The sequence below is a fragment of the Caulobacter sp. GW821-FHT11E11 genome (assembly GCF_058808315.1).
Window position 1 is genome coordinate 177137 of sequence record NZ_JBXARO010000009.1, and the last position, 18998, is coordinate 196134.

The 18998-nt window shown below is 68.3% G+C and carries 20 protein-coding genes; 7 read left to right on the plus strand and 13 right to left on the minus strand.

The features are described from left to right. Positions 1–4: 4 nt before the first annotated feature. A complete protein-coding gene (locus AC1RR5_RS22205; protein WP_291880321.1) occupies positions 5–130 on the minus strand; it encodes a hypothetical protein in 126 nt (41 codons plus the stop codon). Between the two features lie 90 nt (positions 131–220). Next, on the minus strand, positions 221–1669 hold the full coding sequence (locus AC1RR5_RS22210; RefSeq protein WP_492925107.1) for a protein adenylyltransferase SelO: 1449 nt from the start codon (positions 1667–1669) through the stop codon (positions 221–223). A 245-nt stretch (positions 1670–1914) separates the two neighbouring features. Here AC1RR5_RS22210 and AC1RR5_RS22215 point away from each other — a divergent pair, with 245 nt between their 5' ends. Together AC1RR5_RS22215 and AC1RR5_RS22220 are read left to right on the plus strand one after the other, a co-directional pair. Next, the gene (locus tag AC1RR5_RS22215; RefSeq protein WP_492925109.1) at positions 1915–4431 is read left to right on the plus strand and encodes a TonB-dependent receptor; all 2517 of its coding nucleotides are present in this window, start codon (positions 1915–1917) and stop codon (positions 4429–4431) included. Positions 4432–4595: 164 nt separating this feature from the next. Next, positions 4596–7013 carry a M20/M25/M40 family metallo-hydrolase gene (locus AC1RR5_RS22220; protein WP_492925111.1) on the plus strand — a complete coding sequence of 806 codons (2418 nt, stop codon included), beginning with the start codon at positions 4596–4598 and terminating at the stop codon, positions 7011–7013. 1 nt (position 7014) lies between these two features. Here the strand turns inward: AC1RR5_RS22220 and AC1RR5_RS22225 are convergent, their stop codons facing one another. The 6 genes from AC1RR5_RS22225 to AC1RR5_RS22250 all read right to left on the minus strand — a co-directional run bounded on the left by AC1RR5_RS22225 (position 7015) and on the right by AC1RR5_RS22250 (position 12453). Continuing rightward, positions 7015–8877, minus strand: coding sequence for an AMP-binding protein (locus AC1RR5_RS22225; RefSeq protein WP_492925113.1), 1863 nt, complete (start codon positions 8875–8877; stop codon positions 7015–7017). A gap of 89 nt (positions 8878–8966) precedes the next feature. Further along, positions 8967–9182, minus strand: coding sequence for a hypothetical protein (locus tag AC1RR5_RS22230; RefSeq protein WP_492925115.1), 216 nt, complete (start codon positions 9180–9182; stop codon positions 8967–8969). A 114-nt stretch (positions 9183–9296) separates the two neighbouring features. After that, a complete protein-coding gene (locus AC1RR5_RS22235) occupies positions 9297–10829 on the minus strand; it encodes a methyltransferase regulatory domain-containing protein (RefSeq protein ID WP_492925117.1) in 1533 nt (510 codons plus the stop codon). 746 nt (positions 10830–11575) lie between these two features. Further along, entirely contained in the window at positions 11576–11857 is a 282-nt protein-coding gene (locus tag AC1RR5_RS22240; protein WP_492925119.1) for a hypothetical protein, read from the minus strand. After that, complete coding sequence (locus tag AC1RR5_RS22245; protein WP_492925121.1) at positions 11854–12066, minus strand: hypothetical protein; 213 nt, start codon at positions 12064–12066, stop codon at positions 11854–11856. Before AC1RR5_RS22245 ends, AC1RR5_RS22240 begins: the two co-directional genes overlap by 4 nt. 147 nt (positions 12067–12213) lie before the next feature. Then, positions 12214–12453 carry a hypothetical protein gene (locus AC1RR5_RS22250; RefSeq protein WP_492925123.1) on the minus strand — a complete coding sequence of 80 codons (240 nt, stop codon included), beginning with the start codon at positions 12451–12453 and terminating at the stop codon, positions 12214–12216. Positions 12454–12616: 163 nt separating this feature from the next. Between AC1RR5_RS22250 and AC1RR5_RS22255 the strand changes: the two genes are divergently transcribed. Continuing rightward, positions 12617–12988, plus strand: a complete 372-nt coding sequence (locus AC1RR5_RS22255) for a hypothetical protein (RefSeq protein ID WP_492925125.1) — start codon at positions 12617–12619, stop codon at positions 12986–12988. Positions 12989–13069: 81 nt separating this feature from the next. Continuing rightward, positions 13070–13720: a glutathione S-transferase family protein gene (locus AC1RR5_RS22260; RefSeq protein ID WP_492925127.1), complete on the plus strand. Its 651-nt coding sequence runs from the start codon at positions 13070–13072 to the stop codon at positions 13718–13720. On the opposite strand, the gene AC1RR5_RS22265 is transcribed toward AC1RR5_RS22260, so the two are convergent. From AC1RR5_RS22265 to AC1RR5_RS22285, 5 genes are all read right to left on the minus strand, one after another. Continuing rightward, positions 13717–13899 (minus strand): DUF3606 domain-containing protein, encoded by a 183-nt coding sequence (locus AC1RR5_RS22265; protein ID WP_492925129.1) that lies wholly within the window; start codon positions 13897–13899, stop codon positions 13717–13719. The genes AC1RR5_RS22260 and AC1RR5_RS22265 overlap by 4 nt on opposite strands. Continuing rightward, positions 13899–14078: a hypothetical protein gene (locus AC1RR5_RS22270; protein WP_492925131.1), complete on the minus strand. Its 180-nt coding sequence runs from the start codon at positions 14076–14078 to the stop codon at positions 13899–13901. The genes AC1RR5_RS22265 and AC1RR5_RS22270 overlap by 1 nt, the downstream gene beginning before the upstream one ends. 229 nt (positions 14079–14307) lie before the next feature. Beyond that, complete coding sequence (locus tag AC1RR5_RS22275; RefSeq protein ID WP_492925133.1) at positions 14308–14943, minus strand: hypothetical protein; 636 nt, start codon at positions 14941–14943, stop codon at positions 14308–14310. 119 nt (positions 14944–15062) lie between these two features. Next, positions 15063–16502 carry an aldehyde dehydrogenase family protein gene (locus tag AC1RR5_RS22280; protein WP_492925135.1) on the minus strand — a complete coding sequence of 480 codons (1440 nt, stop codon included), beginning with the start codon at positions 16500–16502 and terminating at the stop codon, positions 15063–15065. A 102-nt stretch (positions 16503–16604) separates the two neighbouring features. Further along, the gene (locus AC1RR5_RS22285; protein ID WP_492925137.1) at positions 16605–17075 is read right to left on the minus strand and encodes an NUDIX domain-containing protein; all 471 of its coding nucleotides are present in this window, start codon (positions 17073–17075) and stop codon (positions 16605–16607) included. A gap of 160 nt (positions 17076–17235) precedes the next feature. Between AC1RR5_RS22285 and AC1RR5_RS22290 the strand changes: the two genes are divergently transcribed. Genes AC1RR5_RS22290 through AC1RR5_RS22300 form a run of 3 tightly spaced genes read left to right on the plus strand, consistent with a single transcriptional unit; the run spans position 17236 to position 18979 of the window. Continuing rightward, positions 17236–17994 (plus strand): SDR family oxidoreductase, encoded by a 759-nt coding sequence (locus AC1RR5_RS22290; RefSeq protein WP_492925139.1) that lies wholly within the window; start codon positions 17236–17238, stop codon positions 17992–17994. A gap of 10 nt (positions 17995–18004) precedes the next feature. Next, positions 18005–18409: a dihydroneopterin aldolase gene (folB, locus tag AC1RR5_RS22295; protein WP_492925141.1), complete on the plus strand. Its 405-nt coding sequence runs from the start codon at positions 18005–18007 to the stop codon at positions 18407–18409. Between the two features lie 3 nt (positions 18410–18412). Continuing rightward, the gene (locus AC1RR5_RS22300) at positions 18413–18979 is read left to right on the plus strand and encodes a hypothetical protein (protein WP_492925143.1); all 567 of its coding nucleotides are present in this window, start codon (positions 18413–18415) and stop codon (positions 18977–18979) included. The last annotated feature ends 19 nt before the right edge of the window (positions 18980–18998 follow it).

Sequence of the window (18998 nt, forward strand, 5' to 3'; positions counted from 1 at the left end):
AAGCTTAGGCGGGCTCGGGGCGGTCGCGCAGGCACTCGCCGATGGCGCGGAAGCAGCCCGGAATGCCCAGGGCGCCCATAAACGACATGGCCACGGCGCAGACCAGCATGATCGGTTGGAAGATGCGCATCGGGACTCTCCGGGCGGCGTTCGTCGAGGGCACTGTGCCGGAGTTGTAAGACGGATCCTTGACGGTTGTTCCGCGCCCGAACGAAAATTTTCAGGATGCGGCGTTTTTGCCGCCCAAGCGTCCCAGAGCGTAAGCGGCACGCGCGGCCTCGATCCGGTCGAGCTTGGCATGCAGCGGCGCCCAGTCGTCGGCCTCCGCGATCGGCGCCCACAGGGCCTCAACCTCCTCGATCAGCATTTCCTCCGGCTCCGGACGCTGGAAGACCGGATCGGCCAGGCGCTCGGGACGATCGGGCTCGAATCCGGCCAGCTGGCTGCGGAAGGCCTTGAAGGTCTCGGTCTCGTAGAGCCCCGCGCGCGGCCCGGACAGCGCCCGGGCTTCCGAGGCCTCGCCGCCGAACCAGTCGAAGAAGAAAGGCTCCCAGCGCAGTGTCTCGCCGCCTTCGGCCAGAGCGCGGAAGGCGGCGTTGACCAGTTCCACGTCTTGCTCCGCGTCGCGGCTCTTCACGCCCAGCCGGTCCAGCAGCGCCTCGCGCAGCGCCAGGCGATAGGCGTCGGAGAAACCGTTCAGCGCCGCCAGCAGCCCGGCCTGGTCGCCGACCAGGGTCAGGCAGGCGGCCAGCTGCTGCAGGTTCCAGAACATCGCCTCGGGCTGGCGGCCAAAGCTGTAGAGCCCCTGATGGTCGAAATAGGCGGCGACGAAGTTCGGGTCATTGCGCGGCAGGAACCGCCAGGGGCCGTAGTCGAAGCTCTCGCCGGTCACGACCATGTTGTCGGTGTTCAGCACCCCGTGCACGAAGCCGGCCGCCATCCAGCGGGCCAAGAGCTTCGCGCTGGCGGCGATGGTCGCCTCCAGCAGCGCCGCCGGGCGGTCGGGCGCATCGGCCAGGTGCGGGTAGTAGGTGTCGACCACGTGATCGACCAGCACGCCGATCAGGTTGGGGCGATCGAAATAGGCCTGGCGCTGGAAGGTCCCGAAGCGGATGTGGCTGTGCGACAGCCGGGTCAGCACCGCCGAGCGGGTCGGGCTGGGTTCGTCGCCCCGCGTCAGGGCCTCGCCGGTCTCGACCAGCGAGAAGGCGCGAGAAGTCGGGACGCCCAGGGCTTCCAGCATCGACGCGGCCAGGATCTCGCGCATGCCGCCCTTCAGGGTCAGGCGGCCATCGCCGGACCGCGACCATGGCGTCTGACCCGAGCCCTTGGTGGCCAGGTCCAGCAGGCGATCCGTCCCCTGCTCGCGCAGCTGGGCGAACAGGAAGCCGCGCCCGTCGCCCAGGTCGGGGTTGTAAACCCGGAACTGGTGGCCGTGATAGCGCATGGCCAGCGGCAGCGGCTGGTTGTCCGGCAACGGTTCGAAGCGGCCGAAATGGCGGAGCCAGTCATCGTCGCTTAACGCCTCAAGGCCCACCGTGGCGGCGGCCCGATCGTTGCGGAATCGCAGGATCGCCTGCGGGAAATCGGCCGCCTCGACCGGATCGGAGAAGTCGCGCCCCAGGGTCTGGAAGCGCGGATCGGGGCGGTAGGCGGACGAAAGGCTCATGGCCGCCAGATGAGAGCCGCCCGACGCGCGCGCAAGCCCTTTTCGAATTTCGATGACGGTGGACGAACGCTGTCGCTTCCCGGCAACAGCCATCCTCCGAACCTAGTCATGGCAAGGGATTTTGCTTGCCGATCTCTCATGCGGCGCCTAACCCTTGGCTATCCATTCGAACAATCGTTCGACGGACCAACGAAAAACGAGCCGGGGGCGGGCAAGCGCTTTCGGCCAACAAACCGAGGTAGGAAATGCGCTTCACCCAGGTGCTTTGCGGCACTGCGTCCGCTGTTGTCCTCGCCGGTCTTGGCGCTACCAGCGCCGCGCAGGCTCAGACGAGCGATCAACAAACCGTCGACAGCATTATCGTCACCGCCCAGAAGCGGGAGCAGAACCTGCAGGACGTGCCGGTGGTGGTCACCGCCGTCGGCGCCAAGCTGCTGCAGGACACCGGCGTCCGGGACATCAAGGACCTGACGATCCTGACCCCCGGTCTGACCGTCACCTCGACCTCGTCGGAAGCCTCGACCACCGCCCGTATCCGCGGCGTCGGCACCGTCGGCGACAACCCCGGCCTGGAAAGCTCGGTCGGCGTGGTGATCGACGGCGTCTATCGCCCCCGTAACGGCGTCGGCTTCGGCGACCTGGGCGAAATGGAGCGCATCGAGGTGCTGAAGGGCCCGCAAGGCACCCTGTTCGGCAAGAACACCTCGGCCGGCGTCATCAACGTGGTCACCAAGGAGCCCGAGTTCGGCTTCGGCGCCAACGGCGAGCTGACCTTCGGCAACTACGACGCCAAGGGCGCCTCCGCCTCGGTCACCGGCACGCTGTACGAAGACAAGCTGGCCGGCCGCCTGTACGTCGCCGCTCGCCAGCGCGACGGCTACAACGACGTCGTCACCGGCAAGGGTCCGTCCAAGCGCGACCAGGACGCCGACCAGAACTTCTACACCATCCGTGGCCAGCTGCTGTTCATCCCGGACGACCAGGCCACCTTCCGCGTGATCGCAGACTACAGCCGTCGCGACGAGAACTGCTGCGGCGCCGTGCAGATCCGCACCGGCCCGACCGCCGGCATCCTCGCCCTGGTCTCGGGCCAGGCCGCGCCGATCGCCATGACCGCTAATCCCTATGAGCGCGTGGCCTATTCGAACCGCGGCGCGCCGGCCAAGATCGAGGACATGGGCGTCTCGCTGCAGGGCGACATCGACCTGCCGTTCGGCTCGCTGACCAGCATCTCGGCCATCCGCAACTGGCGCACCGACAACGGCCAGGACTCCGACTTCAGCCTCGCCGACATCGCCTACCGCAACAAGGACGGCACCAACTACTCGGAGTTCCGCACCTACAGCCAGGAACTGCGTCTGGCCGGCAAGAGCGACAAGCTCGACTGGATGTTCGGCGCCTTCCTGGCCGATGAGCGCCTGGAGACCCGCGCCAACTTCCTCTATGGCAACGACTACGAGCAGTATCTGGGCCGTCTGCTGTCGCGCTCGGCCGCCAACCCGGCGGGCGTGGCCAACTTCATCGCGCTGCTGACCGGCCGCGCGCCGAACACGACCTTCACGCCGGGCCAAGGCCTGTATGACCGCTACAACCAGCGGGCCACGACGGTCGCCCTGTTCACCAACGACACCTGGCACGTGACCGACGCGTTCGAGATCACCGCCGGCCTGCGCTACACCTCGGAAGAGAAGAACCTCGACACCTACCAGACCACCAGCGACGGCGGCGTCGGCTGCGGCACGGCCCTGTCGCCGGCTGGCCAGGCCCGCATCGCCGGCATCGTCGGCGCGGCCGCCACGCCGACCGTCATCGGCAACCTCTGCCTGCCCTGGGCCAACCCGCTGTTCAACGGCCGCGGCACCAAGCAGACCCGGACGGACAAGGAGTGGAGCGGCACGCTGAAGGCCTCGTACCGCTTCTCGCCGCAGGTGTTCAGCTACGCCTCGTTCGCGCGCGGCTACAAGGGCGGCGGCTACAACCTCGACCGCACCCAGTCGGCCAACGGCCTGCCGTCGGGCGGCTCGGGCGTGGCGCCGATCCTCGACACCTCGTTCCCGGCCGAGTTCGTCGACAGCTATGAAATCGGCCTGAAGAACACCCTGTTCAACCGCACGGTGCTCTTCAACGTCAGCGGCTTCTATCAGAAGTTCACCGACTTCCAGCTGAACACCTTCCTGGGCACCTCGTTCGCGGTCCGCTCGATCCCGGAAGTGAAGTCCAAGGGTATCGACGCCGACTTCCTGTGGTTCACGCCGATCCGGGGCCTGATGGTCCAGAGCGGCCTGACCTACGCCCTGACCAAGTACGGCAATCAGGCGATCCCGAACGATCCGACCAACGCCTTGGCCCTGCTGCCGGGCAGCCGCATGTCGCTGGCTCCGAAGTACTCGGCTTCGGGCTCGCTGACCTATGAGGCCCCGATCGGCGACGCCCTGAAGGCCCGCTTCAACATCGGCGCGAAGTACTCGTCCTCGTACAACACGGGTTCGGACCTCTTCCCGCCGAAGATGCAGAAGGCCTTCACCGTCGTGAACGGCCGCGTGGGCATCGGTTCGGCCGACGAGCGCTGGACCGTCGAGCTGTGGGGCCAGAACCTGCTGAACGAGAAGTACACGCAAGTGGCCTTCAACGGCTTCCTGCAAGGCTCCTCGGGCCTGAGCGCCACGCAGAACACCTATGTCCCGGCAAACGACACCATCACCTACGATGCGTTCCTGGGCGCGCCGCGCACCTACGGGGTGACCCTGCGGTCCAAGTTCTAGCCGGGAGGGGGAACCGGCGGCGCGCACAAGGCGCCGCCGGCTTTCGGAAGAGAAGGGCGATCCGGGCGACCGGGTCGCCCTTTTCAGTATACGGGGGGTTCCGGATCGCGGCGCATCACCTCAGCATGGCCTGGGGGATTCGTAGACACGCCGGAGCCGCGCCCATGAAGACGATCCGCTTCCTCGGGTTCTGGATCTGCCTCGTGATCGGCTTGGCTCTGGGCGCCTGGAGCCAGCGACCGCCCGCGCCGGCGCCGGTCAGCGCGCCAGCCACGGCTTTCTCGGCCGACCGCGCCATGACCGATGTGGCCGCCATCGCCCAGAAGCCGCACCCGACCGGATCAGTCGAGATCGCCAAGGTCCGCGACCACCTGCTGGCCCGCATCAACGGCATGGACCTGGAGGTCTCGGTGCGGCCGGGCGAGGGTTTCCTGCCCTATTCCAAGGACGGCCGCGCCCTGGGCGTGGCGGCAGTGCAGAACCTGGTCGGCGTGCTGCCGGGCAAGGATCGCGAGCTGCCGGCCATCCTGGTCATGAGCCACTACGACTCGGTCCACAACTCGCCCGGCGCCGCCGACGACGCCACCGGCACGGCCGCCGCGCTCGAGATCGCCCGCGCCCTCAAGGCCGACGGCCCGCACCTGCGCGACGTGATCTTCCTGTTCACCGACGCCGAGGAAGCCGGCCTCTTGGGCGCCGACGCCTTCTTCGCCCGCGACCCGATGCTGAGCCGCGTCGGCCTGGTCCTCAACATGGAAGCCCGCGGCGACGCCGGCCGCGCAGCCATGTTCCAGACCGGCCCCGGCAACGGCGCGCTGATGGGCGTCTTCGCCCGCGAGGCCAAGGGTCCGTCAGCCAACTCGATGGCCTCGACCGTCTACGAGAAGATGCCCAACGACACCGACTTCACCCACGCGGTGAGGAAGGGCCTGCCGGGGCTGAACCTAGCCTTCATCGATGACCAGCTGGCCTATCACACGCCGCTGGCCCGCCCGGACCACCTGGAGCGCGGCAGCCTGCAGCACATCGGCGACCAGGCGCTGCCGACCATCCGCGCTCTCGCCGACGCCCAGGCCCTGCCGGCCAAGACGCAGAACGCGATCTATTCCGACGTGCTGGGCCTCTTTTTGATCAGCTATTCGCCGGTGATCGGCTGGGTGCTGCTCGGCGTCATCGCCCTGCTGATCGCCTTCACCGCCTGGCGCACCCTCAGCCTGGGCGCGGCCAGCGGCTGGGAGATCGCCCGAGGCGCGGCGGGCCTGCTGCTGATCGCGTCCAGCGCGGGTCTCGTCCTGCACCTGGCCGGGCGAGCCCTGATGATCCAGGAGGTGCAGCGCTACTACGGCCTGCTGGTCCGCTTCGACCACCTGCTGTGGGGCGCGGGGATCCTGGCCGTCGCCGCCGGCCTGGGCGTCGCCACGGCCCAGGCGCGGGGCGCCAAGCGGGTCATTCCCTGCGTCGTCGCCCTGGCCCTGGGCGGCGCCTGCAGCTTGGTCGGCGGCTTTGATCCGATCGGCCTGGGCCTGGGCGTCGCTGCCTGCGTGTTCGCCGCCCTGGCCCTGGGCTTCAAGACCGACGTGCTGGGCGCCTGGATCGGCGGGATGATCGTGGTCCTGCTGCTGGCGACCACCGCCCAGGTCCTGGCCCCCGGCGCGACCGTGATGCTGACCTGGCCGCTGCTGGTCGCCGCCGTCGGCGCGGCGCTGGTCATCGGCGTCGGCGGCACGCGGGACAGGCGGGTCGCGCTCGCTTTGACTTTCGCTGTCGGCCTCCTGGCCGTGCTGTCGACCGCCCAGCTCAGCGCCTGGGGCGCATGGACCTTCGCCGGCGTCGGCCTGATGGAGCCGGCGATCCTGGCCCTGTTCGCCATGCTGGCCGCCCCGGCGCTGTCGCCGCTGGCCCACGACTTCGCCGCCACCCGCTGGGCCTGGCGCGCCGCCGGCCTGCTGGCCGTGGTCGGCATCGCCCTGACCGCCAACGCCGCCCGCTTGGGGGGCGAGCCCGGCCGGCCCGCGATCACCCAAGCCCTGCACGTGGCCGACCTCTCGACCGGCAAGGCCTGGCGGGTGTCCGACCAGGCCCGCCTCGACGCCTGGACCCGCAAGCTCCTGCCCGACGACGGCGGCTCCGAGCCGAAGAAGCAGGTTCTGGCCCCGTTCTGGCGCGATCCGGTCTGGATGTCCGAGACCCGCGCCGCGCCGGTCGCGGCCCCGCAGCTGACGGTCGATCGTTCCGAGGATCGCCTGCTGGTCCGCCTGATCCCAGCGCCTGGCGCGGAACTGGTCAGCATCCGCCTGCGCCCCAGCGCCGCGCTCAGCGCCCCGCGCCTCAACGGCCGGCCGATCACCCTGACGACCGAGGCCGACAAGTGGTCGAACCTGACCTATCACGCCCCCGATCCGAACGGCGTGACGCTCAGCTTCACGACCTCGGGGACCGGCAAGGTCGAGGTGGCGGCGCTGGAGTATCACGACGGCTGGCCGCAGCTGGCCAAGGCCCCGCCCGCCAAGCCGACCGACCTGATGGCCTATGGCATGTCGGACAAGACCGCCGTGCTGGTGCGCGGCGGCCTGAGTTGGTGACCTAGACCGTGAACACGCCTTCGCCCGGGTCCTTGGCGTAGAGCCCCTCGACCCGGGCGTTGCGACGCTCCAGCGTGCAGCGCTGGTTGACATAGCCCTTGTCGGTGATCTCGCCGGCGTCGATCGAGGGCGGCTCGGTCAGGATGGTGAAGCGGCCGATCCGCCGCGACGAGCCGCCAGCCGCGGCGTTGAACGCCCCCAGCCGGTCGCGCAGGATCGCCACCAGCTTCTCCAGCGGCGTGCCCGGCCCCGGATCGGCGACCAGCGCCGCCAGTCCGGCCGGCGAAGGCCACAGCATGGCGCCGATGAACGGCTTGTCCTGGCCGGTGATCACCGCGTCGTGGATGTAGGGGCTGCAGGCCGCGACGATGTCGGGCCGCAGCACGCCGACGCTGACCCAGGTGCCGCTGTCCAGCTTGAAGTCCTCGGTCACCCGGCCGTCGAACACCAGGCCCTTGGCCGGGTCGTCCGGATCGACGAACCGCGCCGCGTCGCCCAGCTTGTAGAAGCCCTCCTCGTCGAAGGCCGCCGCCGTGCGTTCGGGATCCTTGTGGTAGCCGCTGGCGACCGTCGGCCCCTTCACCCGGACCTCGAACTTGCTGCCGCTGGGGGCCAGCTTCAGCTGGATGCCCGGCAGCGGCAGGCCCACCAGCCCGACGCGTTCGGTGATCCAGTGGGTGACGGTGATGCCTTGGGTCTCGGTCGCGCCATACATCGTCGTCAGCGGGATCCGCTGGCCGGTCTCGGCCACGGCCAGGGCCTGGATGCGGTCATAGACGTCGTTGCTCAGGGTCGCGCCGCCATAGCCCATGTAGCGCAGGTTCTTGAAGAACGAGCGCCGCAGGGCCGGGTCGTTCTCCATGGCCTCGGCCAGCATCGAAAAGGCGATCGGGGCCGAGCCGAACACGATCGGCGAGACCTCGTACAGGTTCTTGATCGTCGTCTCGAACATGCCCGGCAGCGGCTTGCCCTCGTCGATGTGCAGGGTCCCGCCGGCCCACAGCGTGCCGTTGAAGCTGATGTTGCCTGCCGAGATGTGGCTCCAGGGCATCCACTCGAGGCTTTGCGGGACCTCGTCGGGATCGGGCGTGTCGGTGCGGATGCCCTCCTGGCCGGCGATCACGCCGGCCATCATGCCGTGGGTCTGGGGCACGGCCTTGGGCAGGCCGGTCGAGCCAGAGGTGAACAGGTACTTGGCGACGGTGGACGGTCCGACCGTCTCCAGCGCCTTGGCCACAGCTTCGGTCGGCTCCGTCCCGGCCAGTTCCGCGAACGGGATCGCGCCTTCGCCGTCCAGCGTCACGACGGCGATGGTCGGGTCGATGGCCTTCAGGGTCTCCAGCGCCTTGGCGAACAGAGGGCCGTTCTGGGCGAAGACGACGCGGGGCGCGACCTTCTCGAAGCAGTGTTTCAGCTTGGCGTGGTCGGTCGAGATCAGGCTGTACGCCGGGCTGATCGGCGCTGCCGGCACGCCGGCGGTGTAGGCGCCCAGGGTCATCAGGGCGTGCTCGATCGAATTGCCCGACAGGATCATGACGCTGTCGCCGGCCTTCAGGCCCCGATCCAGCAGCCATTGGGCGATGCCCTCGACCGATCGCAGCGCCTGGCCGTAGGTGACGCCCCGCCAGGGGCCGTGGCCGGGTTCACGCTGCTTGATGTAGGGCCGGCCTGGATGCTCGGCGGCCTTCCGGGCGATCAGGTGGGCGATCGAGCGCGGGCCGTCGCCCGGCGCATGGTTGGAGGTGATGACGATCGTCCCGTCGGCGCGGCGCTCGACGCTGACGTCGGGGCCTTTCATGGCCAGGGGCTTGAACGGAACGCTGGACACGTCGCGCGAGGGCGACGCGCCGTCTGGCGGCGTCATGGTCTCACTCCCTCAGATTATCGTTGTTCTGTTGGACGTGACGGTAATGGAAAGCCGGCGCGCGGCAAGGTTGCCGTTCGGGGAAGCGCCTAGGCCGGCCGCTTCTTCCGCGCCGCCTTGGCCGCGGCCTCGGCCTGGGTGACCTGGGCGCTGAACGCCTCGAGGTCGACGCCGAACCGTTCGCCGCAGGCCGGGCAGTCGATCACCGGCAGCATGCGCACGGCCTCGATGGCCGCACGCGCCGGGCTCCCGCACCGCGGGCAGGCAAAGTCTAGCTCAACGCCGCCAACGTCCACGCCCGCCATTCGGTCGCTCCGCCGATCCTCGTCACCGACTCACGAGGAGATCATGCAAACGATGACAGCGCGATGGCAGCCCGGCCCTGCGGCAGGATGTCTCAAGCTTGACCAGGACCCTCCCTAAGCGATCCCGAGCCCCCGCCAGCACGGCAGGTCGACCTGCGCGAAGTCCGCCGCCTGGATCTCCAGCGCCGCCAGCACGGCCTCGGGCGCCAGCGGCGCGCCGCCGGCCACCAGGGTCTGGTTCTGCCGCGCCAGCACGTTCGCCGCGTAGCGCGCCCAGTCCGCCGGCCCGCCGCCGTCCTGCATGGCCAGCCAGAACAGCTGGTCGAAACGCGAGACGCTCAGCGCCCCGCCGGTCATCGGCGCGGCCAGGAAGCCCAGATCCCCCGCCTCGGCCGCCCGCCGGGCCAGCTCCAGGTTCAGCGCCCTGGCCGTTCCCGCCGACCGCACGGCCGTATCGGCGGCCTGGGCCGGCAGCACCGCCCCCTGGCTAATCAGCGCCACCAGCGCCATGGTCAGGTCCCCGAACGGCGCGCCGTCGGGCAGCACCGCCTCCAGCTCGCCGAGCGTGCGCGGCTGATAGTCCCCCAGCACGTCGTACAGCGCGTCATAGATCGGCCCGGCCAGGGCGGTCTCGGCATAAACGCCGGTGGCCTTGGCCGGCCGCTGGGACACCGGCTTGGCCAGCACCACGCGCTGGTCGCGCAGGGCGCGGCGCTGGTCGCCCGGGTTCAGGGTCTGCGCCCCGCGCAGCCAGTAGTCGCGCCGGAACTGGGCCTGCACCGCCACGTCGCGGAAGCTTTCGCGCAGCGACGGATCAGGCAGCTCGTTCAGGAACGCCAGCATGTCGGCCGACAGGTTCAGCGCGTCGATATGGTCGGCCATCCAGGCCGAGGCTCCGAATGACAGCTTGGCCGGCGCCAGCAGCGCCTCGACCTCGGCGAACCACATCGGCGACCAGTGGCCGCCCAGATATTCGTGGGTCAGATAGGTGCGGTCCTGGCGCGCGATGCCGTCCAGCCGCTCGACCACGCCCGGCGTGAGCCGCGCGAAGGCCGGGTCCAGGGCGAAGAACCGCTGCATCGTCGACAGAGTCGCGTCCAGATTGGCGTTCGGCCCCTTGGCCGGGACGCCCATCATGTCGACATGGCGCTTCATCAGGTGGCGCAACGGCGTGGCCATCGCCCAGCCGGGCATGGCGTTGTAGGTGATGTAGACGATGCCGCCGGGCTTGAGCTTGCGGCGCAGGAACGCCACCACCCCGGCCCGCGTCTCCTCGCTGACCCAGCTCCAGATGCCGTGCAGGGCCACGAAGTCGAAGTCCGGCAGGTCGGGCCGGTTGGCGAACTCCTCGAACGAGTCGTCGTAGAAGTGGGCTGGAGCGCCGCTGGCGGCGACCAGGTCGCGGGCGAACACCGCCTGGGCCGGGGCGAAGTCGCAGCCCCACCATTCGATGTCGGCCTGGGCCGCGGCATGCACCGCCGCCGAGCAACCCTGGCCGAAGCCCAGCTCGCAGGCCGTCTGGATCTTCGGCGCCCGCACGCCCTTCAGCAACAGCGGCAGGGCGGCGCGGACGGGGTTCAGCTCCGGATAGGTGTGGTAGGTGTAGCCGGTCTCGACCGCATAGCCGCCGCTCCAGTCCGCGCTCATCAAACCTCTCCGCGAGTCAGTCCGGGCGACCGTGGGCTGGCGGGGTCGCGAGGGCAAGCATCATCGGCCTCACGCGGTGGCCCGCTGAAGTCATGTGGGGAGGCGACGGAGCGGCCGGGCGAACCCGGAGACCGTAAGGGGTTGTGTGTTTCGGCTCGGACGACCGCTCCGCCAGGCTGTTCTTGCCCGTGAGGATGGGAGGCGTGAGCGTCTTTCAGCTCGGGTCCCCACTAGCCCCCGGACGGGCGCGGACCAAGTCGATCGGCTACATCCGTCTCGACCCCGACGATCCACGATAGGCGGCTTGTACGATCACCGCCCTGTCGCTCCGCTGTCGGCTTTGACCCCAGTCGACCCGCCACCCGCGTGCGCTCCTAAAGAGTAAGCGACGCGGCGTGCCTAGACCGTCCAGGAACCGCCAGCGGCCCCGCTCAACCTAGCCCCGCCGCCGTTTTGGGCCGGATCCAAACGCCCTCTCCCGCGACGGGGATGGCTATGATTGTGCGGCGGTTCTGAACGCGGATCATTCAGGGGCGCGTAAAATCGACAAGCGATTGATTTCGCTGCGCTCGATCTCGCGAATTCCGAGGATACAGCGCGCTCAATCCCCTTCTCCCCTTGCGGGAGAAGGTGTCGGCGCAGCCGACGGATGAGGGGTCGAAAGGCCTATCCGGATAGCGGAGCTAAACCCCTCACCCGACCCGCTTCGCGGGCCACCCTCTCCCGCAAGGGGAGAGGGGAATTCTCTAAGCCTCGCCGCGCTCCAGCACGCTGGCTTCAACGCCGCCCTCGACCACCTTCACGCCCAGAAAGTGCATCGCCCCGTCGTGGTAGCTGATCGCTTCCATCGGCAGGTCGGCGTCGCGGCGCAGGCGACGGGCGTCGCCCAGCGTCAGGCGCAAGGTCATGTCGGCGACGGCCGCGCCGTCGGTGAGGGCGTCCTGGATGCGGCGCTTGAAGAGCGCGGCCGGCGGGGCCGGCGGCGACGCAGGCTTGGACGGCGCCTTGCTGACGGGAAGCTTGCTCACAGCGCCTTGGCCCAGAAGCCGTGCTCGCCGCTGATGCGGATCTGGCAGGGCCGTCCGCCGTCCTGCAGGTCGCGCGCGCGGCGCGTGGCGGCGGCCTTGGCCACCTCCTTGTCGGCGGACTGGCCGAAATAGTCGCCGTCCTGTTCCACGCTCCAGCTGCCTTCGCGGTGGGCGACGGTGAGAATAATTCGGTCTGTTATCGTGCGCATGATCTACGATAACACGAAATCGACCGGCTTATTGGAATAATAAAATCCGCTTAAGACTCGCGGTTTTTCTTGAGCTGGAAAAATAAAATACCCACCTCTGGATCTCGGAATACGGGTGATTTTCTTTTCCGACCACGCCTGTTAATTTCAGAAAAGCTCCTCGCCGACGCTGACGCAGCGCGCGATCCAGCCCTCGCCGCGCCGCTTCACCTCGATGACGACGAAGTCCTTGCAGTAGCCGGCCTGGCCGCCGATCGTGCAGATGTCGCCCCGCACCAGCGGCGGCCCCGAGGCGGCCGAGACCGTCACCTCCAGCGACCGCGTCGACCAGCCATAGACGATCTCGTAGGCGTGCGGCCCGAACAGGCTGTCTTGCTGGGCGCTCATGAGGAGGCGACGCGATCTGGTCGGCGCCGCATCGAGCGCGCTCGACCGCCAGTCCCGCGAGGGGCGTGACGGCGCGCGCCCGACGGCGATGGCGGCGACCATGCGCCTTTCCATCGGACTTAGCGAGGCGGGATACCCTCGTTCTGTGCTAGGATGACGGCTCATGTCGACCTGGCGGCTCCCCCAGGCGTCGATCGGCGGCTTCGATCGTTACCCGCATCGGACGGACATGACCTCCACGCCGGAAGACACCCAGAGCCTGCCCGCGCCGCAGATGCGCATCCTGCTGAACCTGTCGGAACGCCAGCCGGGTCAGGAGGCCAATTTCGTCAATATCGCCGCCGCCCAGGCGCTGACGGCGCTGGGCCTGGCGCGCCATGGCGGCGGTGGCTGGGAGATCACCCCGCTGGGCCGCAACCACCTGCTGCGTCATTCCGAACGCGACAAGGCCGAGCGTGACAGGGCCGAGCGCGACAAGGCCGAGCGCGACAAGGCCGAGCGCGACCAGGGCGACGGCGCGGCCAACGCGCGCTAGCCGTCCGGAAAAATTTCGGCTGATGTCGGAACGCGCCGGGCTCGTCCGTCCTAGGATGGCCAACAGCGCGGAGACATCGCCATGAGCCCCACCATCACCGCCTTCAAAGCCTCGCCCGATCGCGGCCGGGGTCTGGCGCGCGACATGCAGGTGCGTTGGGCGCTGGAAGAGCTGGGCCTGCCCTATGACGTGCGATTGGTGAGCTTCGCCCAGATGAAGGAAGCCGAGCACCTGGCGCTGCAGCCGTTCGGCCAGATCCCCACCTATGAGGCCGGCGACCTGGTGCTGTTCGAGTCCGGGGCCATCGTGCACCACCTGGCCCAGACCCATCCGGGCCTGCTGCCTGCCGACGCCGACGGCCGCGCGCGGGCGCTGGCCTGGATGTTCGCCGCCCTGGTGACGATGCAGGCGCCGATCGTCGAGTTCGGCATGGCCACGATCCTGGAGCGCGACAAGCCCTGGTTCGAGGCCCGCCAGCCGATGCTGGAGCAGAACGTCCGTACACGGCTGGAGCAGCTGTCGACCCGCCTGGGCGACGCCGACTGGCTGGACGGCGACTTCAGCGCCGGCGACCTGATGATGGTCGGCGTGCTGCGCCGCTTGGGCTCGTCAGGCGTGCTGGCGGACTATGCTAACCTCGCCGCCTATGTCGCCCGCGCGCAGGCGCGGCCGGCGTTCCAGCGAGCCTATGACGACCAGCACGCGGTGTGGGTCGAGGCGTCGAAGGCCTAGCGCTTCTTGCCCAGCTCGGCGGCGATGTCCTTGGTCATCTTGCCGACCTTGCGGTGGGCGGCGGTGATCTGGTCGCGGGTGACGCCCCAGCGCTTCATCCAGTATTCGATGGCCTGGCGCTCGGAGAGATCCAGGCGCTCCTTGTCGATGAACCCACGCTTGTCCTTGAGACCGGCCATTACTTCGCCATCCACGGTTTGGAAGAACCCGCCGCGATACCCGCCGCCCGCTGGCGCTGGAACTTGCCGCCCCGAGGCGGCTTGGGCCGCGCGTCGAGAGCGGCCTGCTTCAGGCGCAGGGCGCGCTGGATCGGGGTCTCGTCGGGCGGCGCTTCAGGGGGCGGGGAGTCGGCGGTCATTTGCTCAGCCTACCACAGAGCGCGCTCGCTTCGCTCGCCCGAACCACCACCGTCATTCCCGCCCTTGTGGCGGGAACCCCTGGTTCAGCCCGCAAGGGCGCGGAAGCGGATCGTCGGCGGCCAGCCCCCATCCTCACCTGCGACGGATAGGGGGGCCGCCACAAGGCGGGAATGACGGTGTGCTTGGACCTTCCTCCGAGGAAGGGCACTCACCTGGCAGGTCCGCTCACTATAAGACATTCAGGCTTTCAAAACCGTCCAAAGAATTTTCGGAACTCATAAGGAAGTTCACTTTGAATTTTCGCAAAGCTTGAAATCTTAACTTCCCAGGCTTTCCATAAATTATATGAATTTCAGCTTCGCCTTTGTGCCAATTTCCCAATTTTAGATCTTGAATTGGCACTGCGGCATCAAAAAATGTCGTCAAAGCTCCCGACGGGAGCACATCTCCCATTTTCCCTCTCACAGGATTGGGATTTACTCGGCCCTCAATAGAGGTTCGAATTTCCGTAACTTCAAATTCAATAAGTTGACGCGACAGATTAATGATCGAATAGACGACTTGAAAACCAACAGTTCGCCCATCTTCGACGTGGCGTGACCCATTTACGCCAGCGACTACCAATGCGCCATTTATCCGTACCCGATCGTACAAATCGGTCAGATTTTTAAAACTGTGCGTTATTGCCCAGAATACGAAAACTGTCAGCGGAATAGCTTGCCAGAGGGGCGTATTCTTCAATCCAGCAACGAACCAAGTGGCAACCGCTGGCACAGTGGGAATGAAGAGAAATAGGTAGTTCTTGATCCAATCCCACACGACGTCGAGAGACAGAGCTGCTGTGTGCTTCCTAACATTGCTCATCAATGCGCCCCCTGGCTTCGCCTATGGTGTAGCTGAGACGCGAACAGTCAACAGATATTGAAAGAGAGGGCGGAGCCTCACAGCCCCGCCCTCACCTGACTCAGCGCTAGTTTGACGCCCTACTCCGCCGCCGCCTTCGGCGCATAACCCAGGATCGCCTTCGTCTCGAGGAATTCCCCGAACGCGTGGTCGCCCCACTCGCGGCCGTTGCCGCTCATCTTGTAGCCGCCGAACGGGGCCATCAGGTCGGGGCTGGCGCCATTGAGGTTCACCTGGCCGGCGCGGAGCTTGGAGGCCACCTTGCGGACGCCCTCCGGATCCGTGCCCGAGACATAGGCCGCCAGGCCGTACTCGGTGTCGTTGCCGACGGTGATGGCCTCCTCGACCGTGTCGTAGCCGAGGATCGAGATCACAGGGCCGAAGATCTCTTCCTTCGAGATCGTCATGTCGCTCTTCACATTCGCGAAGACGGTCGGCTTGACGTAGTAGCCCTTGTCCAGGCCTTCCGGACGGCCGACGCCGCCGGTGACCAGGGTGGCGCCCTCGTCAATGCCCTTCTGGATCAGGCCCTGGATCTTGTTCCACTGCACCTCGGAGACCACCGGGCCCATCTTGTGGTTGCCGTTCGGGTCGCCGACCGTGTGGCCCTCGGCGGCGGCCTTGGCGATGGCGATGACCTCGTCCATGCGCTGGCCGGGGACCAGCATGCGGGTCGGGGCGTTGCACGACTGGCCCGAGTTCATCATCACCGAGGCCACGCCGCCGCCCACCGCGCGGGCGAAGTCGGCGTCGTCGAGGATGATGTTTGGGCTCTTGCCGCCCAGCTCCTGGTGCACGCGCTTGACGGTCGGGGCGGCGTTGCGGGCCACCTCGATGCCGGCGCGGGTCGAGCCCGTGAACGAGACCATGTCGACTTCAGGATGGCTGGACAGCGCCGCGCCGACCGTGGGGCCGTCGCCATTGACCAGGTTGAAGACGCCAGCCGGGACGCCGGCGGCGTGCAGGATCTCGGTCCAGACATAGCCGCTGAACGGCGCGATCTCCGACGGCTTCAGCACCATGGTGCAGCCCGTGGCGATGGCCGGCGCGACCTTGCAGGCGATCTGGTTCACCGGCCAGTTCCACGGCGTGATGAAGGCGCAGACGCCGATCGGCTCCTTGACGATCCGGGTCGTGCCCCGGTCTTCCTCGAACTTGTAGCCCTTGAGCACGGCGGCGGCGGTCTGGACGTGGGCGATGCCCATGGCGGCCTGGGCGCGCTGGGCCAGCCACGCGGGGGCGCCCATCTCCTCGGTGATGGCCTTGGCCATGTCCTCGAAGCGCTTCTGGTACTCGGCGATGATGCGCTCGAGGATGTCGATGCGCTCTTCGCGGCTGGTCTGGCTGAAGCTGTCGAACGCCTTGCGGGCGGCGCGGACGGCCCTGTCGACGTCGGCTTCCGAGCCCAGCGAGATCACGCCGGCGACGTCTTCGGTGGCCGGGTTGATGACGTCCAGCGGCTTGGGGGCGGCCGGATCGACCCAGGCCCCGTCTATATAGAACTTGGTGTACTCGCGCATGCCGTTCTCCTGCCCTTGGATCGTGGAGCCCGCTCTAGTTGGAGAGGCGGCGGGCGGTTTCAAACAAGCATTTAATGTGATCGGCGTTCAGGTGTGAAGGGGTCACCACATCGGATCGGTGGGAGTCTGGCCAAAGATCTCGGCAAGACGACGGCGGGTGCCGGGCGAGACGCCCTCCGGCAGGGCGCGGGGGTCGAACCAGCCGAGCTCGTGGATCTCGCCGGCGGCGTCCGAGGCGCAGGGCTCCCAGGCGTCGACGCGGTAGACCAGCACGTGGTCGCCGGGGTGGACGACCTCGTTGCTGTGGGCCGAGACAAGACGAGGACGTGAGAGCGCGCGGACGCCGGCCTCCTCCTCGAGCTCGCGCACGACGGCGGTCTCGGCCGTCTCGCCGCGCTCGACCCCGCCGCCGGGCAGGTACCAGCCATGGATGTAGGTGTGCTGGAGCAGCAGCACCTGGCCGGCGTCATTGGTGACCACCGCCCGCACGCCCAGGGTCAGGCCGCGCCTGAACCGGAAGAAGGCGTAGACCAGGGGCCGGGTGAACGGTTCGATGCGGCGTCGCCAGAGCATGGCCGTGTAGTAGCTTGCGGTCGGTCGTCGTGACAGCTAAAGCCGCAGCAACTGTCTTTCTCTTTGCGGAGCCGCGCCATGCTCGCGATCGGTGTCATCGTTATCTTCCTGGGCGTCGTCCTCGCCCTGAACTACGTCGAGTTCGGCCGTATCGACTAACATGACTGGCCCGGCGCGCGGCGCGGCCCTTGTCACCGGCGCGGGGCGTCGGATCGGCAAGGCCCTGGCTCTCGAAGCCGCCCGCGCCGGTTATGACGTCGCCGTCCACCACCGCGCCTCGGCTGACGAGGCGGAGGAGACGGCGCAGGCCGTGCGGGCGCTGGGCCGCCGCGCGGTCCTGGTCCGCGCCGACCTCGCCCATGAGGACGAGACGCGCGGCCTGATCGCGGCAGCCGCCGACATCGCCCCCGTCACCCTGCTGATCAACAGCGCCTCGGCCTTCGAGGATGATCGCGTCGGCGGGCTGTCGCGCGAGACCTGGGACCTGCACCTCGAGACCAATCTGCGCGCCCCGATCGTGCTGGCCGAGGCCTTCGCGGCCGCCCTGCCGGCCGACATCCAGGGCCTGGTGGTCAATATCGTCGACCAGCGGGTGCTGCGCCCGAACCCGCAGTTCTTCAGCTATTCCCTGGCCAAGGCCGGGCTGTGGTGGGCCACCCAGACCCTGGCTCAAGCCCTGGCGCCGCGCGTGCGCGTCAACGCCATCGGTCCCGGCCCTACCCTGCCGTCGGTGCACCAGGCCCCCGGCGAGTTCGAGGCCGAGGCCGCCGGGGTGCTGTTGCAGCGCCGCGCCACGCCGGACGAGGTCGCCGCCGCCCTGCGCTATCTGATTGACGCAACGTCGGTCACGGGCCAGATGATCGCCGTGGACGGCGGCCAGCACCTGGGCTGGCAAACGCCGGATATTGTTGCTCCGTAGGAGGCCACGCTTGGCCGCTTCGCCCCTCGCCGAAAACACCGCGCCGCAGGACCTGGCCCGCGTGATCGTCACCAAGGTCTTCGTGCGCGGCCTGAAGGTCGACGCCGAGATCGGCGTCTACGACCACGAATATGGCCGCCAGCAGTCGCTGATCGTCGATGTCGAGCTGGACGTGGCCGCCAGCCACTTCGAGCGCCTGGGCGACACCGTCAATTACGAGCGCATCGGCGAGGCCGCCCGCGCCATCGCCGCCGAGGGCCATGTCGGCCTGGTCGAGACCTTCGCCGAACGCCTGGCCCAGGCCTGCTTCTTCGACCCTCGCGTCACCCGCGCCCGGGTGCGGATTGAAAAGCCCGGCGCCCTGGCCCCGCACGCGGCCGCCGCCGGCGTCGAGATCACCGCCGTCCGCAGCTAGGCCATGGAAGTCACCCACAGCGCCCGGCTCGCCCCCTTCCAGCCCGAAACGGTCTGGACCCTGGACGCCGGAACGCTGACGGAGACGCGCGGCAAGCTGGCCCGCCGCTTCCCGCTGTCCAGCCTGACCCGCTACAGCCTGACCACCGCGCCCCAAAACAGGAATGGCGACGGCAGCAACCGCCGCGTCCTGAGCCTGACCTTCGGCCGCGCCAAGGTGGTGCTGACCGCCCAGAGCTATGTCGGCCCTGGACGGTTCGAGGACCGGCTGAAGAGCTTCTCGACCCTGGCCCGCGCCATCGCCGCCGTCGGCGCCGACCTGTCCCCCCGCGCTCGCTTCGGCGTGGCCCGGCTGCAGGCCCGCCAGGCCCTGAGCTGGGTCATGGGCCTGCTGGCCTTCGGGGCCGCGGCGATGCTGATGTTCTCGCTGACCGCCGGCATGGCGGGCGTGGGCGTCGACATGGCCGCGCGGATGAGTTTCGTGCTGATCCTGATGCTGGCCGTCCTGCCCTGGCTGGGCCGCGGCGCCGACTTCGACCCGCACGATCCGCCATCGGATCTGCTGCCTTAAGGGTTACGCGACCTTCATT

Coding starts and splice junctions, on each gene's coding strand:
- AC1RR5_RS22250 (WP_492925123.1), bottom strand. CDS start 12,453: ATGAGCGCCCAGCAAGACAGCCTGTTCGGGCCGCACGCCTACGAGATC.
- AC1RR5_RS22205 (WP_291880321.1), bottom strand. CDS start 130: ATGCGCATCTTCCAACCGATCATGCTGGTCTGCGCCGTGGCCATGTCG.
- AC1RR5_RS22270 (WP_492925131.1), bottom strand. CDS start 14,078: ATGACCGCCGACTCCCCGCCCCCTGAAGCGCCGCCCGACGAGACCCCG.
- AC1RR5_RS22290 (WP_492925139.1), top strand. CDS start 17,236: ATGACTGGCCCGGCGCGCGGCGCGGCCCTTGTCACCGGCGCGGGGCGT.
- AC1RR5_RS22260 (WP_492925127.1), top strand. CDS start 13,070: ATGAGCCCCACCATCACCGCCTTCAAAGCCTCGCCCGATCGCGGCCGG.
- AC1RR5_RS22225 (WP_492925113.1), bottom strand. CDS start 8,877: ATGACGCCGCCAGACGGCGCGTCGCCCTCGCGCGACGTGTCCAGCGTT.
- AC1RR5_RS22300 (WP_492925143.1), top strand. CDS start 18,413: ATGGAAGTCACCCACAGCGCCCGGCTCGCCCCCTTCCAGCCCGAAACG.
- AC1RR5_RS22275 (WP_492925133.1), bottom strand. CDS start 14,943: ATGAGCAATGTTAGGAAGCACACAGCAGCTCTGTCTCTCGACGTCGTG.
- AC1RR5_RS22280 (WP_492925135.1), bottom strand. CDS start 16,502: ATGCGCGAGTACACCAAGTTCTATATAGACGGGGCCTGGGTCGATCCG.
- AC1RR5_RS22230 (WP_492925115.1), bottom strand. CDS start 9,182: ATGGCGGGCGTGGACGTTGGCGGCGTTGAGCTAGACTTTGCCTGCCCG.
- AC1RR5_RS22265 (WP_492925129.1), bottom strand. CDS start 13,899: ATGGCCGGTCTCAAGGACAAGCGTGGGTTCATCGACAAGGAGCGCCTG.
- AC1RR5_RS22255 (WP_492925125.1), top strand. CDS start 12,617: ATGTCGACCTGGCGGCTCCCCCAGGCGTCGATCGGCGGCTTCGATCGT.
- AC1RR5_RS22245 (WP_492925121.1), bottom strand. CDS start 12,066: ATGCGCACGATAACAGACCGAATTATTCTCACCGTCGCCCACCGCGAA.
- AC1RR5_RS22235 (WP_492925117.1), bottom strand. CDS start 10,829: ATGAGCGCGGACTGGAGCGGCGGCTATGCGGTCGAGACCGGCTACACC.
- AC1RR5_RS22285 (WP_492925137.1), bottom strand. CDS start 17,075: ATGCTCTGGCGACGCCGCATCGAACCGTTCACCCGGCCCCTGGTCTAC.
- AC1RR5_RS22220 (WP_492925111.1), top strand. CDS start 4,596: ATGAAGACGATCCGCTTCCTCGGGTTCTGGATCTGCCTCGTGATCGGC.
- AC1RR5_RS22215 (WP_492925109.1), top strand. CDS start 1,915: ATGCGCTTCACCCAGGTGCTTTGCGGCACTGCGTCCGCTGTTGTCCTC.
- AC1RR5_RS22210 (WP_492925107.1), bottom strand. CDS start 1,669: ATGAGCCTTTCGTCCGCCTACCGCCCCGATCCGCGCTTCCAGACCCTG.